At 34.1% G+C, this 14,251-nt stretch carries 16 protein-coding genes and 1 riboswitch; of the genes, 6 read left to right on the top strand and 10 right to left on the bottom strand.

What is annotated here, in order from left to right; translation table 11 throughout:
* Positions 1 to 30: 30 nt before the first annotated feature.
* Entirely contained in the window at positions 31 to 786 is a 756-nt protein-coding gene (locus tag LZQ00_RS05495; protein ID WP_234512717.1) for a Ku protein, read from the top strand.
* Here LZQ00_RS05495 and ligD read toward each other — a convergent pair.
* Positions 783 to 3,275, bottom strand: a complete 2,493-nt coding sequence (gene ligD, locus LZQ00_RS05490) for a DNA ligase D (protein WP_234512707.1) — start codon at positions 3,273 to 3,275, stop codon at positions 783 to 785. The genes LZQ00_RS05495 and ligD overlap by 4 nt on opposite strands.
* Positions 3,276 to 3,412: 137 nt before the next feature.
* On the opposite strand from ligD, the gene LZQ00_RS05485 reads away from it, so the two are divergent.
* Positions 3,413 to 4,027 (top strand): hypothetical protein, encoded by a 615-nt coding sequence (locus LZQ00_RS05485; protein ID WP_234512699.1) that lies wholly within the window; start codon positions 3,413 to 3,415, stop codon positions 4,025 to 4,027.
* A gap of 55 nt (positions 4,028 to 4,082) precedes the next feature.
* Here LZQ00_RS05485 and LZQ00_RS05480 read toward each other — a convergent pair whose 3' ends face one another.
* From LZQ00_RS05480 to LZQ00_RS05465, 5 genes are all read right to left on the bottom strand, one after another.
* A complete protein-coding gene (locus LZQ00_RS05480; protein WP_234512697.1) occupies positions 4,083 to 4,430 on the bottom strand; it encodes a cupin domain-containing protein in 348 nt (115 codons plus the stop codon).
* Positions 4,431 to 4,511: 81 nt separating this feature from the next.
* Entirely contained in the window at positions 4,512 to 4,877 is a 366-nt protein-coding gene (locus LZQ00_RS05475) for a DUF1304 domain-containing protein (RefSeq protein ID WP_234512695.1), read from the bottom strand.
* A 103-nt stretch (positions 4,878 to 4,980) separates the two neighbouring features.
* The gene (locus LZQ00_RS05470; RefSeq protein WP_234512693.1) at positions 4,981 to 5,463 is read right to left on the bottom strand and encodes an SRPBCC family protein; all 483 of its coding nucleotides are present in this window, start codon (positions 5,461 to 5,463) and stop codon (positions 4,981 to 4,983) included.
* Between the two features lie 126 nt (positions 5,464 to 5,589).
* Positions 5,590 to 5,967, bottom strand: coding sequence for a DUF2809 domain-containing protein (locus tag LZQ00_RS18495; protein ID WP_411028060.1), 378 nt, complete (start codon positions 5,965 to 5,967; stop codon positions 5,590 to 5,592).
* Between the two features lie 100 nt (positions 5,968 to 6,067).
* Positions 6,068 to 6,574 (bottom strand): GNAT family N-acetyltransferase, encoded by a 507-nt coding sequence (locus LZQ00_RS05465; protein ID WP_234512691.1) that lies wholly within the window; start codon positions 6,572 to 6,574, stop codon positions 6,068 to 6,070.
* A gap of 256 nt (positions 6,575 to 6,830) precedes the next feature.
* Here LZQ00_RS05465 and LZQ00_RS05460 point away from each other — a divergent pair, with 256 nt between their 5' ends.
* Positions 6,831 to 7,037, top strand: a complete 207-nt coding sequence (locus LZQ00_RS05460; RefSeq protein ID WP_234512689.1) for a DUF6965 family protein — start codon at positions 6,831 to 6,833, stop codon at positions 7,035 to 7,037.
* Positions 7,038 to 7,066: 29 nt separating this feature from the next.
* On the opposite strand, the gene LZQ00_RS05455 is transcribed toward LZQ00_RS05460, so the two are convergent.
* The 3 genes from LZQ00_RS05455 to LZQ00_RS05445 form a co-directional block, all read right to left on the bottom strand.
* A complete protein-coding gene (locus tag LZQ00_RS05455; protein WP_234512687.1) occupies positions 7,067 to 8,140 on the bottom strand; it encodes an acyl-CoA dehydrogenase in 1,074 nt (357 codons plus the stop codon).
* On the bottom strand, positions 8,115 to 8,747 hold the full coding sequence (gene pnuC, locus LZQ00_RS05450) for a nicotinamide riboside transporter PnuC (RefSeq protein ID WP_234512685.1): 633 nt from the start codon (positions 8,745 to 8,747) through the stop codon (positions 8,115 to 8,117). The genes LZQ00_RS05455 and pnuC overlap by 26 nt, the downstream gene beginning before the upstream one ends.
* A 54-nt stretch (positions 8,748 to 8,801) precedes the next feature.
* Positions 8,802 to 8,945, bottom strand: a riboswitch (TPP riboswitch).
* Positions 8,946 to 8,956: 11 nt separating this feature from the next.
* Positions 8,957 to 10,465 carry a malate:quinone oxidoreductase gene (locus tag LZQ00_RS05445; protein WP_234512683.1) on the bottom strand — a complete coding sequence of 503 codons (1,509 nt, stop codon included), beginning with the start codon at positions 10,463 to 10,465 and terminating at the stop codon, positions 8,957 to 8,959.
* Positions 10,466 to 10,763: 298 nt separating this feature from the next.
* Between LZQ00_RS05445 and fabG the strand changes: the two genes are divergently transcribed.
* Positions 10,764 to 11,507: a 3-oxoacyl-[acyl-carrier-protein] reductase gene (fabG, locus tag LZQ00_RS05440; RefSeq protein WP_234512682.1), complete on the top strand. Its 744-nt coding sequence runs from the start codon at positions 10,764 to 10,766 to the stop codon at positions 11,505 to 11,507.
* A gap of 115 nt (positions 11,508 to 11,622) precedes the next feature.
* On the top strand, positions 11,623 to 12,600 hold the full coding sequence (locus LZQ00_RS05435; protein ID WP_234512680.1) for an acyl transferase: 978 nt from the start codon (positions 11,623 to 11,625) through the stop codon (positions 12,598 to 12,600).
* A 7-nt stretch (positions 12,601 to 12,607) separates the two neighbouring features.
* Here LZQ00_RS05435 and LZQ00_RS05430 read toward each other — a convergent pair whose 3' ends face one another.
* Positions 12,608 to 13,477 (bottom strand): neutral zinc metallopeptidase, encoded by an 870-nt coding sequence (locus LZQ00_RS05430; protein WP_234512669.1) that lies wholly within the window; start codon positions 13,475 to 13,477, stop codon positions 12,608 to 12,610.
* Positions 13,478 to 13,655: 178 nt separating this feature from the next.
* Between LZQ00_RS05430 and LZQ00_RS05425 the strand changes: the two genes are divergently transcribed.
* On the top strand, positions 13,656 to 14,237 hold the full coding sequence (locus LZQ00_RS05425) for a PhnA domain-containing protein (RefSeq protein ID WP_234512658.1): 582 nt from the start codon (positions 13,656 to 13,658) through the stop codon (positions 14,235 to 14,237).
* Positions 14,238 to 14,251 lie beyond the last annotated feature (14 nt).

Genomic DNA, 14,251 nt, shown 5'->3' with positions numbered 1-14,251 from the left:
CATAAATTTCACCCTTATAAATAGATATAGATGCGAGCAATTTGGACAGGAGCTATTGGCTTTGGGTTGGTCAATATTCCTATAAAACTATACAGCGCAACAGCAAGTAGTAGTTTAGACTTGGATATGCTGGATAGAAAGGATCAATCGAATATAAAATTCAAAAGAGTCAATGAAAAAACAGGAAAAGAAGTCGGTTGGGAAAATATCGTTAAAGGTTATTTTCTAAAGGATCATTATGTAATCTTAGAGGATGCTGATTTTGAAGAAGCCAGTCCTGAAAAAACAAAAATGATTAACCTCCATGCATTTGTACAACTCAATGAGATCGACAGTATCTATTTTGAAACTCCATACTTTATGGAACCTCAAAAAGGAGGCGAAAAAGCTTACCAACTGCTGACGAAAGCTTTAGAAAAAAGTAAAACTGCAGGTTTGGGTTCTTTTGTCATGCGCAATGTAGAGCATTTAGCTCTTGTAAAACCCTATCAAGGTGGTTTAGTTCTGAACAAAATCCGCTATCAACAAGAGATAAAGAGTATGGACGAACTTCATCTACCGAGCGCTATTAAGATTCAAAAGGCTGAAATGGATATGGCACTACAGCTTATCAAACAGCATAGTAAGGTGTTTGACATCAGCAAGTACAAAAATGAATATATGCAGGATTTGTTAAAAATCATTCAACAAAAAGATAAAGGAAAACGTGCGACCATCCGGAAGATCAATGTAGAAAATACCAAAGCAACAGAACTATTGGCTAAACTCAAAGCAAGTCTTGCTTAAAGTTTTAACAAGGCTTGCTTTAGATCAATTGGATGATCCCAAATGTTTTGCCAAGGATCAGGATTATTTTGTAGCCTGCCTGGCATGGTTTCAATATTGAAAAGAGAGATTTCTAAATTTGGATTAACTTCTTTCCAATCAAGAGGTGCACTGATCGTTGCGCCCTTCTTTGGTCGGATCGAATAAGGAGCAACCACCGTCTGTCCACTCCTATTTTGCAAGTAGTCCAGATAGATAAGACCTTTTCTTTTATCTAAATTTCTTTCTATGCTAGTCGTATCTGGATGCTTCTGTTGGACTAAGGTAGCGAGCCACTCCACAAAATTGCGAACAACTTCAAACGCATAGCGCTCTTTAAGGTAAAAATAAATATGAAGTCCTGAAGAACCTGAAGTCTTTACATGTGCCTGAACATTTACTTCATCCATGATTTCTTTAACCGTTAAAGCTACTTGAACAACTTCTTGAAAATCCATACCATTAGGATCAAGATCAAGTACAGCAAAGGTTGGTTTATCAGGTTTTTTATAAGAAGAAAGCCATGGATTGATTTCTATGGAACCTAGGTTAGCAAGATAAAGCAGCGTTTCTTTATTATTGCAGATCAGATAATTTATATCGCGATTACTACTTTCAGAAAATATACTTTTTGTTTTAATCCAACTTGGTAGATTTTTAATATCCAGATCCTTTTGAAAAAAACCTTTGCTGTTGATACCGTTTGGAAAACGATGAAGAGAAATTGGCTTATCGTGCAGGTAGGGTAACAAAAAATCACCAAACTGTTCGTAGTAAGCTAACATTTGCCCTTTGGTATATCCTTCCTCTGGCCAGTAAATTTTATCAAGATGACTTAATTGAACCAGATGTCTGTTGATTTTTAATTGTTCTTTTTCTATACTCGGAAGCTGTGTTGTTTTTATTTCTTCAGTATTCATGCTATCCTTAGTTTTATCTGTACGCAATCCCTTAAATACAGGTTGTCTCAAATGATGATCTTGTGTCCAATCACTATAATAGATTTCAGCTACTAGTTTTGGAATCAACCAAGTAACCTCTTTTTCTTTTGCGATCTTGATCGACTTATCGAATGGTTTATTCGATCTAATGAGTTTTTCAAATTCTTGATAAAGTTCTTTTAAATCACTGTCTTTAAATCCTGTACCACAATTCCCTAGATAAATAAGGCGATCATGGTCATAATAGCCCAAAACAAGTGCTCCAAAATAGTCGCGTGTACCTTGTGGTTGCGTATACCCACAGATTAACGCTTCTAGACTTTTATGTACTTTCACTTTAATCCAATCTCCTGTACGTTTGCCTCGTTGATAGCTGCTATCCCTTAATTTACCAATAATTCCTTCCCAGCCCATTTTTGCAGCAACAGATAATAAATTTGATGGTTTTTCCGCTAAGGTCTCAACAGGTAATAACGGGAAAGAAAAGTGTTTCTTCAGTGTCAAATCCAATAATTCCTTTCGCTCAAAAAGTGGAAAAGAGGTTAAATCATTTCCGTTCAATTCCAAAATATCAAATATGTAATATTTCAACAGTAAACCTGCTTTAAGTGGTTCTCCGCTTTTTAATTCCTGAAATTTAGAATAACCATTCTGATCTTCAACAACTATTTCTCCATCGAGTTGAAAATTTTGTAAAGAAATCTCTTCTAAACTTTTCACTATGCTCGGAAATAATTTATTCATTGGCAGCCCATTACGAGACACTAGATTGACTTGTTGCTTATTTACAGATGCTAACAAACGAAAACCATCATATTTCTTTTCATAAATCCAATTAACATCTTCGGGTAACTGTGAAACCAATTGGGTGAGCATGACTCCATTTTCTTTATCGGATGAATTGTCTTTTTTATTTTTAGGAGGTTCTTTGGTCTTTATACTATCTTTTTTCTTACCTTGAATTGCCGAGGTACCACGTCCTATTTTCTTGACAGCATCATCTATAAAACTCTCAATATCAAAGGATATTTGTGTTGCATATTTGTCTTTATGTTTGATCAGCAACCAGTTCTTCTCCTGACCATCCTTGATCAAAACCAATACAAATTCTCCTTTCAAGATATGTCCATGCAAGATAAATTTAAGGGAGCCATTTTCTAATTTTTTCAAAAACTGGAGAGCAGTATCGTCTTCTAAAAAATCATAATAACCAGCGTCGAAAATACTCACTTGTCCTGCCCCATAATTTCCCTCAGGAATACTTCCTTCAAAAGAAGCGTAATCGATAGGATGATCTTCTACCCTTACAGCTAATCGCTTATCTTGAGGATTCATAGATGGTCCTTTTGGCACAGCCCAGCTTTTTAAAACACCGTCTAATTCCAGTCGAAAATCATAGTGCAAACGACTAGCATGGTGGCGCTGTACCACAAAGCGCAAACGTGTTACTTTTCGAGATTTAGCGGCTCCGCTCGGTTCCTTTGTCTGATTAAAATCACGCTTGTTTTGATAGGGTGATAATTTGCCCATAACTTTTCTTTAATGAACAGCAGAATGGATCCAAATGTTCATAACATCCGCTAAAAACACATGGTATCCACTTATGATTGTAGGTGGATAGTTAAACAAAATCCATTTTCGGATGTTCTTTAAATAAAGGCAGTACAATGAAAAATATTATTCCGAAACAAAAAGAAGGAAACAAATTGGATTGTTTTGAAACAGTTGAATTCTCCACAACTGAAAATGCTGATCAAGCTTTTAAAATAGCAAAACAAAATTTATTAGAAATTAATAGCTGGCATATAATAGCAGCAATTCCAGCAGCAACATTTCAGCTAGTCGATACTACTGGACAACCATTAGAAAGGATAATACAACTGCATGACTATATAAAAATAGATATCCCAGGTCCTGGACTTCCAAGAACGGAGGGTTATGATTGGGTAAACGTTGTGCATCTGGAAGAAAAAGATATGGAGGAATTTAAAATACTATCTATCAGTCTCAAACCATGTCCTGATCCTACAAAGCAAGAAAATAAAGATACGGCACATTTTTTTGAAGGAATCGCCACCTCTACACTTATAATCGAACAACGAAATAATAGCTTATTATTTCAATATGCGGGTCGAAATGAAGTCTTGAATACCTCAAACAGTATTATTCTGGATAATGTGCGAAACTTTGTTGTTGGCTTAGGTGCAATAATGGGGGTATCTTTTCCCCAGTGGAAAGCTTTGATAAAAGGATTTGCTAATCAGGTGAAGGATTTAGATTAGTGCTTCTGTATTTTTATGTTATGCAGGTGAGGGAAAACAAAATTTTAAAACAATGTTAAGAAGCTTCTTCTTTAAGAAAATCTTCTCTACAGGGTGTAAACGAATCAATAAGCTCTCCTGCGGATATGCATTCACAACCATGTACTGAATTTGCAGGAATAATACAACTATCCCCTTCTTCTAGTGTTTGCACTACATCATCAATGATATACAGAAATTTACCTGATTTAACATACGAGATTTGTATATGTGGATGTTGATGTAGCTCACCCTTTGCCCCTTTTTCAAACTTAACTTTAGTCAGCATCATCATAGAATTAAACACGGCTACCTGCCTTTTAACTCCTTTTCCCAAATCTTCCCAAGTGTTTTGATTCTCTAGATGGAACAATTCTTCTTTCATATTTATAACAACCTATTTTACAACGGAATACTACATTAATTTAAACCTTTTTTACATAAAAAGGAATTCATTTACCATAGCTTATGAAACAATAATTAATATAATAGCAACAATAGCAGGTAATGCCTGTACAAAAAATATTTTTTTTGAGGCTGAAAATGCACCATAAATTCCTGCAATAACAACACATCCTAAAAAAAATAATGCAATATTCTTTTGCCAATACAGATCGCAAATAATAAGTGACCAAATTAAACCAGCTGCTAAAAACCCATTATATAATCCTTGATTTGCTGCCAGACCTTTGGTTGGTGTAAACAATTCTTTTGGCATAGCGTCCTTAAAGACTTCTTTTCCCTTGGTTTCCCAAGCAAACATTTCCATCCATAAAATATATAAATGCTCCACTGCAACTAAACTTATGGCAATTTTCGAATATATTTCCATTATTACTTCAATAAGGTGATCATGATAGAACTAAGATAAGTATTTTACTTTATTCTGCTTCTAAAATTATGTGTGTTGGATATATGAAGGGAATTTATCGCAATTAAAAGGGATAAGACAGAAAATTCCTCCACTTTCCCGATTCTGCAACTTCTTTTATAACAGTGTTACGCTCTTCTAAGAATCGTTTCATATATCTTTTAAGAAACATCCACTCCGCTAATCTCCCTAATATCCCCCATGGAGCGCGAAACTGAAAAATATCTTTCATTACAACTTCATCATTGATCTCTTCAAAAATATGCTGATGTTCCATAAATTCAAAAATGCCTTGAATCATTTTATCTTCAAAGAAATAAGGCTCTTTCATCTGCGTAATTCGAACTGTTAACGTTTGATAAATTCCTAAATGTTTAGCTTTCCATTTAACAGTTTCGTGCAATTTTATTAGTCCAGAGGTAACACCTGCTATTGCTTTTTCATGGGTATCCGTAGTCGATAGCATATGAAGATCAATACTTCGAGATAGATCAAATACAACTATAAGGGGTGCCTTAATGCTTGTTTCTAAAATTAAAAGGGCCATCGTTATTTTGTTTTTTATTTCTAATAGCAGCGGTTCCAATTGTTCTTTATTCTAATTTGTAGCTTAGCTTTTAGCAAATCATCCAAAAGAAATATTATGATTAATGAAGGTGAAGACGATTTAAAATTACAATTTAGGTGTTACCCATGTAATTAAACAACCTAAAAAATAACAAAAGATATCTATCCAGCTAAAACTATTTCCCAAGAGTATATAAGGAATACTTCCAGCTTGGAGGCCTAAAAAATCAGCAAACTTAAAGTATTGTAATAACTCAATAACAATAGAAAAAATGAAAATAGCTAGAAGGAGTTTTGTTTTATCTATATCACAAAAGATTTTGATCATCGTATACAATAATATAACCACAATCACATCTCCGATATAAGCCCTTAACCAAAAAATATCCTTCCATATAGTCGCTATCAAAATTTCCAAGATAAATAACAAAAAGGTCAATAGTAAATACTTGCTTGAAAATCTAAAATTAAAGCTATGTTGCATGTTTCTGAAAAAATTATTTAAAAATTCTAATGCTATGATTCTATTTCATCAACAGATTTTTTTATCTGAAGATTTTAGTGAATGAAAGGTTATCATTCATCTAAACGTTCATCTCAAATAGGGTAAATAAATTATTTTGATAATGTGTAGGCATATCTGCTGTCCCTTGTATCGAAATGGTATCTACAATGGTAAACCCACATTTTTTATAATAATCATTCAATCGATCATTTCCCGCCGTTGTATCCATTCGGATAAAAGTCTTATGTTCCTTTAGAGCTAAATCTTTTACGAAATCTATTATTTTCTTTACGAAATTCTGTCCTCTAAAGTCAGGATTAGTCGCAATACGATGAATGTAAATTGCAGGATCTGCATCCTTTTCTTTCCAAATAATAGGATCTGATGTTGTTAATAAAAATACACAAGCAATTTTACCATCAATAACTATTTTATATTGTAATTCTGATTCTATTTCTTTGAGGACAGCTTGATCGTCAAACCCTATCCAGTTAGCATTCCCTACTGAACGTTGGAATGCAATTGCTTTATGATACAACTCCATATGAGCAGATAAATCAGAGATACAGCTTTTTTCTATAATCATGACATATAAATTATGATGCAAGCAGAGACTTTGTATTAAATATTCGTATAAATATAACAGATTTGTCTTGTATTCAAATCATTTCACCTATTTCTATCGACTAAAAACAAGTTAAGTACTAAATTTTTATGATGTATATGTTTATTGAGTATAGAAGAGGATAAAATTTAACAAAAGAAGAGTAATTATATATTTTTTTGATTCATATCTTAGTAATTTTATTCCTCTTCCTTATTGCTTTTTGTATATTTGAAGCATGACTATTGAAGAACTAAAAGAATACTTTGATTCTGTTTCATTACCAAATGAGATACAAATTACGATCGATATGCATGTTTTTGATATGCCTAAATTTATTCAGTCAAATTTAGCAGCTCTTGAAAGATGGACAAAGGAAAAGGAGAAATGCCCTTCTTACTTGCGGCTCATGAACTTGAAAGATGCGCTTGAAAAGCAACATTAAAAAAGTCCGATAAAAAAAATCGGACTTTTTTAATGTTGCAATAAGCTATGCTGAGTGGCTGTAAAAATATTACGAAATACAATATTCATTTCATGCTCACGTTGAGCAGCTGCAATACCACAAAGCGGAAACAAAGCGATGATGTTTTGTTTAATTATTACTACAAAATCTCGACTTTCAACAGCAATACTGTCATATAACGACTGATTATCTTTTTTATATGTTAGATTTTGCCATGAATGTTCAGCTAATTTATAAATAGAGAGTCTGCGGGTATCAAGATCATGTTGTATCCCATCCAATAATTTAAACTTTTCCTTTCCTTTATTTTCTAACCAAATGGTATCATTAGATCGTTGAATAAAATATTTCTCAACTAAATCAAGAAAACGTTTATACATCCCTATAAAATTAGTTAATAAGGTTAATTCTGCAAATGGCATAAATGGATACTGGTACAATTGATCAGACCAAGTACTTGTTGTCTCTTTTATCAGAAAACTCCTTGATGCTTTTACAAAATGGTTTTCTACGGAAAAACTATGACTTGCGGTACATTCAAGGCCAAAAGTATCCCAGTCATAATGTATTAACACATCATCTCGATCAAAAAAGAATGATTTTACAAGTGATTCCCCATGTTCATCAAGTAACGGTATACCGTTTTCAGTTACTATACAATTTGCCGTGAAATGGGTCAAATGGGGAGCTCCTGTTGCATATTTCCAATATCCTTTAATTCGATATCCATCGTTCATTTTTTCCGCATATCCAGAAGCACGTCCGCTGCCTCCAAGACAGACCGCGGGGTTTTCAAAGATCTCTTTCCCAATTTGTGGATCAATAAACCCGACAAAAAGATTTGCTCCTGAACATAATGTGACTGTCCATGCTAGTCCCCCATCATAATAGGCTAATTCTTCTAAAAACTGGAGCCCGTCTATTAAAGGTAGTCCCATTCCACCGAGAGATTTTGGCACCCAAATCTTGAACCATTTTTCAGAAATAGCTAAATCTAATTGTTGCGAAGTCATTGATTTAGCTTGAATCGCTAATGCCTGCTGATCCTTTATTATATTAATTTGAGCTTGGTTGAGCAACATATGTAAATTCACGTTTTAAAAGTCGTTTCCAGTTAAAATAGCCAAAAAATGCCATGACAAATAAAAATAAAGTTAAAGCAGCAAACAGTAATAGACCTTTATGGTAAAGTAAAGGTATTGCCATGAGGTTACTGATGTTTAATAGTATCCAGTTTTCTATCTTCCGTTTTGCTAATAACCACATTCCTGCCCATGCTGTACAAGACACAAGTGCATCCCACAAAGGAACATCCGAATCCGTAACATGTATCAATCCAAAATAGAATATATTAAATCCAATAAAGCAAATCATCAGCACAACGATCCAATCTTTTTTCGTTGATGTCGATATAGCCTGTGATTGATTGCTGTTCTGTTCCCAATATATCCAACCGTAGATACTCATCAGCAAATAATACATATTGAGTACAATCTCTCCATACAACTTAGCAAAGAACAACGCATATATCGATATCAAGATACCAAAAATACCGAAGAGATAATTGATCGGTTTATTAGCTTTGGCAAACCATACCTGTAGAATACCAAAGCCAACAGCAAGCCATTCGGCTAAAGACGTTGCTTTGATTTGTTGAAAAAAATCTGCTAAAATTTGATCTATATGCATTCAAGTGTGTAAAATGTAAACAATACGCACTTATGGATTGGCTATAAAAACAATGTTTTTTGAAATTAAAATCCCTACGCCAGCATTATCTGGATCAGGTATATAACAACAATTGCTCGAAGTGATGAGCAATTGTTGTTATTGGGTATAATCTCAGCCTGTTTCAGTAAAAAATTACTGCAAGCACCCCATAAGTATGGTAAAAGAAATTAATCTTTAAAATTATCTAATTTCAATGCTGTATGTGTACGCTCTCTTGTCGCTTTACATAATTCAACATTATCGTTAAGGGATTGTCCATGAGAAGGGATAATCTCACGCAATTTTTTACGATACTCATCTGATTTCGCCCGATCAGGGAAACATCTTTTAAGTAATTTGATCATAATTGCTACTGAAGTAGAAGCTCCTGGTGAAGCACCAAGCAATGCAGCAATTGAACCATCTGCAGAAGACACAACCTCTGTACCGAATTCTAATACCCCACCATGTTTAGCATCTTTTTTGATTACTTGAACACGTTGGCCTGCCGCTTCAATTTTCCAATCCTCTAATTTTGCCGTTGGCATAAATTGTTTTAATGCATCCAGCTTGTCTTTTGGACTTTTCATCACTTCAGAAATGAGGTATTTCGTCAAGTCCATATTATCACGTCCTACAGATAACATAGGTTTTATATTAGACAATTTAATAGATGCAGGTAAATCAAAATACGATCCTTGTTTCAAGAATTTAGTAGAAAACCCTGCATATGGGCCAAACAGTAGCGCTTGTTTACCATCTATATAACGTGTATCTAAGTGTGGAACAGACATGGGTGGCGCACCAATTGATGCTTTTCCATACACTTTAGCATGATGTCCATTAATAACCTCTTCATTGACACATCGCAACCACTGACCACCTACTGGAAAACCTCCGTATCCTTTTGATTCTGGGATGCCTGATTTTTCTAGTAGCAACAAAGAATGTCCACCAGCACCAATAAATACAAATTTAGCATTGATTTCACGTTTTTCTCCGGTCTGTAAATCCTTTACTTCTATTTTCCAAGTGTCGTTATCATTTCTTTCAATATCACGCACTTCCTGCTTTAGATGTAAGGTAATATTATCTTTCGCATCAAGATGCTTAACTAAATCACGTGTTAATGAACCAAAATTTACATCAGTACCTAAAATCATTTTAGTCGCAGCAATTTTATCATCCGCTGGGCGACCTTTCATCATTAAAGGTATCCATTCGTTAAGAACAGCTTTATCTTCTGTAAACTCCATTCCTTTAAACAAATTATTCGGAGATAAGGCATCAAATCTTTTACGTAAAAAATCAATATCCTTTTCGCCAAATACAGCACTCATATGCGGAACTGAACGAATAAAATCTTCTGGTTTTGGAATAACTCCTTTATCAACTAAATAAGTCCAAAATTGTTTAGACACTTCAAATTGTTCAGCAATACTAATTGCTTTATCAATTTCTACAGAACCATCTTCTTTTTGTGGTGTGTAATTCAATTCACATAATGCCGAGTGGCCAGTTCCTGCATTATTCCATGCATCAGAACTTTCTGCAGCGACTACATCTAAACGTTCTAAAATCTCTATTTTAATATCTGGACTTAACTCATTAATTAGTGTGCCCAAAGTTGCGCTCATGATACCTGCGCCAATTAAAACGACATCTACCTCTTTGGTATTTTTTGTTTTTTTACTCATGTCTTTGTGATTGATGCAAATTTAATATAGATTTTTATATTAACGTAATCCTTTTGTCAAAAAACTGTACTTTTTAGAGAGACTTATTCAAAAATACCATACTTTTATTAAGAATTCCCTAACTTCCAATAAAGCGTTCATTTCCATTGGCAATTTGCCTTCAAGATCAAGGCGCTTTAAAAGCTTTAATTTCCAATTATTGTTCTAAATCATTGAATTAAATTGTGTATAATGTTGCTATTGTAGGATAGTTTTAACATTTTTGCAAGAACCCTTTATTAAATATTAATACATAAGAATGAAATTACTTGAAGGAAAAATTGCTCTTATTACTGGAGCATCAAAAGGAATAGGTAGAAAAATTGCTGAAGTATTTGCTCAAAATGGAGCAAATGTAGCATTCACATATTTATCATCTGTGGAAAAAGGTCAGGCTTTAGAGCAAGAACTTCAGGCTTTCGGAACTACTGTAAAAGGTTACCGTTCGGATGCATCAAAATTTGATGAAGCGGATAAATTAATTAGCGATATTGTAGCTGATTTTGGCACCATTGATATTGTGGTAAACAATGCTGGAATTACAAAAGATGGGTTGTTGATGCGTATGACAGAAGAAAACTGGGATGATGTTATCAATGTAAACTTGAAATCGATTTTTAATATAACAAAAGCGGCGTCTAAAGTTATGATGAAGAACCGTAAAGGGTCGTTTATCAATATGAGTTCCGTTGTTGGGGTTCAAGGGAATGCTGGTCAAGCTAATTATGCCGCTTCTAAGGCAGGTATTATTGGTTTCTCTAAATCTATCGCTAAAGAATTAGGATCAAGAAATATCCGGACTAATGTGGTTGCACCTGGATTTATTCGTACAGAAATGACGGAAGTATTAGATCCTAAAGTTGTTGAAGGATGGGAAGCAGGTATTCCATTAAAGCGTGCTGGAGAGGCTGAAGACGTTGCTAATGTTTGTTTATTTTTAGCATCAGATCTATCTGCTTATGTAACTGGCCAAGTATTACCCGTTGACGGTGGAATGTTATAAAATAATAGCATTAATGAGACAAAAAAGGTTCTTGTGTTAATTGCATAAGAACCTTTTTTGTTTTTCATTCAACTTTTAATAATATGTATATTTGCATGCAAATTTTTTAAAATCTATGAATTGGGATCGGATATTTACTATTCAAAATGAAACGGAATTTAATGAAATCTGTTTGAACACTTTTCGTTTTCAAATGGAACATGTAAGCATCTATCGGCAATATGTGCAACAATTAAATAGACCTATCAATGCGATCGATCATTTTACAAAAATCCCTTTTCTACCCATAGAACTTTTTAAAACACAGGCCATTATTGCAGATGGTTATTCACCTGAAATTACTTTTACAAGTTCAGGAACAACCGGAATGATTACAAGCAAACATTTGGTTGCAGAAAAGAGGGTCTATGAGCAAAGTTTCCGTGCAGCATTTGAGCAATTTTATGGGAAAATTGAAAATATTGCTATACTAGCATTACTTCCTTCATACTTAGAACGGACAGGCTCATCATTAATCTATATGATCAATGATTTAATGAAAAATAGTCATCAACCAGAAAGTAATTATTTTTTATATAATCATGAAGAGCTATATCAAACCTTATTACAGCTCAAAACCAAAGGCACAAAAACATTATTATTTGGAGTTACCTTTGCTTTACTGGATTTTATCGAGAAGTATCAGCTAGATTTTCCAAATTTAATCATTATGGAAACAGGTGGTATGAAAGGAAAACGTAAAGAGATGGTTCGTGAAGAAATACATGAACTCCTTTGTAATAGCTTCCATGTTCCAGGTATTCATTCTGAATATGGAATGACAGAATTATTATCTCAAGGGTACTCTGAAGCCAATGGTATATTCAGGCATCCGAATTGGATGAAGATATTAATCCGAGAAACGAATGATCCATTGACGTTAGCCGAAAACAAAAAAACTGGAGCAATTAATGTTATTGACTTAGCTAATCGCTATTCATGTTCGTTTATTGCAACCCAAGACCTCGGCAAAATCTATGATGATGGATCTTTTGAAGTCTTAGGTCGCTTTGATCAAAGTGATATAAGAGGTTGTAATCTATTAGTGCAATAATCTCTCTCTATTGCAAGCTAGGATCTTTAAAGGTATTTCCAGTACGCATATCACCAGAATCATAACCTTTCTTAAACCAAGCTCTACGTTGCGCCGAGGTGCCATGTGTAAATGAGTCTGGTACCGCATAACCTTGCGCTTCTGTTTGCAATTTATCATCCCCTACTGCTTCAGCTGCTGCCATTCCATCCATGATATCATTGTAATCAATTTTTATGTCTGACATTTCATTCACATGGTGTGCCCAAACACCAGCATAAAAATCCGCCTGTAACTCCGTCATTACCGATATCTTGTTATTTTCAGCCTCGCTCATTTTACCTCGCATCCCATTCGTTTCAGGAAGCAAGCCAACCAATTGCTGAATATGATGTCCAACTTCATGCGCGATCACATATGCCAAAGCAAATTCCCCTTTAGCGCCAAATTTGGTTGTCAATTCCTGATTAAAGGTTAAATCCAAATATATCTTTTGATCACCTGGACAATAAAAGGGTCCATACGAAGCTTTACCCAAACCGCATCCATTTGTTTCAGTACCTCCATCATAAACCACTAAAGTAGTTGGTGTATAATTTTTATTCAATTGTTGAGTAAACAGATTTGTCCATACAGCTTCTGTACTTGATAGAACTGTTCTTGAAAAATCTGTCAATTGTTGTTCTTCAGCACTAATTTCTCTAGGTTCACCAGTTTGTTCAGTTCCTGCTCCCATATTTTGAGCTTGCTGTAATAATTGAGCAGGATCACCACCCATTAAAAAACCAACAATCAATACAATAACTCCACCTATACCTCCTAAAGTCAGTTTCTGACCACCAGACATCCCTCTTCTATCTTCAAAGTTATCACTTTGTTTTCCACCTTGCCATTTCATAAATAAAAGATTTTAGTTTAATTCTAGTTAATAATTAATAGTATGCAAATATATTGTTTAGTTCATTACAAATTATATTCCAATTTCGATTTTCTTTATTATTATTCATCTTTATATGATAATTTTTCAGATACCGAATTATAAATATTCAGTATGTTTGCAACTTATCCAAATTGAGATGAAATTAGAAAATCAACTATTCGAAAGGGCGGGGAATAAATGTCAATTAAGCCAAGCAACTGAAAACTTAGTACTATATACATTACCTCCTGATTTGCAGCCCGATGTAGACAATACTATTGTTATTTCTCAAAAGTGTGCTAATCAATTAAATAAGACGGAACAACTAGACGTTGAGTATTGGAAATTTTTGCCAGACACTATGTGGTCTGAATTTCCCGCTGTTCAAGTAGCAGCATGGCGTATGTTGAGCCGTTTAAAAAATGAAGGATGGGCATCCGACGCTTTGGATATCTTGTATTTAGACGATGAAACCTTACAATGGGCAAAACAAACAGGTGATCATGAAAATGATGGATATGTAGCATTTCATTTAGATAGTATAGGTCAACAGTTATTTGATGGAGATTCAGTTGTTCTAACAAAAACATTAGATGTAAAAGGTTCTACGATACGAGCAACACTTGGTACTGTTGTTAAAAACATCAGACTTGTTTTTGATAATACGGAACAAATAGAAGGAAAGATTGATGGACAGACGATCGTAATACTGACAAAATATTTAAGAAAACAAAACTAAAAAAGAAAGGCTCC

The sequence above is a fragment of the Sphingobacterium sp. SRCM116780 genome (genome assembly GCF_021442025.1).
Classification (GTDB): domain Bacteria; phylum Bacteroidota; class Bacteroidia; order Sphingobacteriales; family Sphingobacteriaceae; genus Sphingobacterium.
This window is presented reverse-complemented; position numbering and strand designations above follow the sequence as displayed.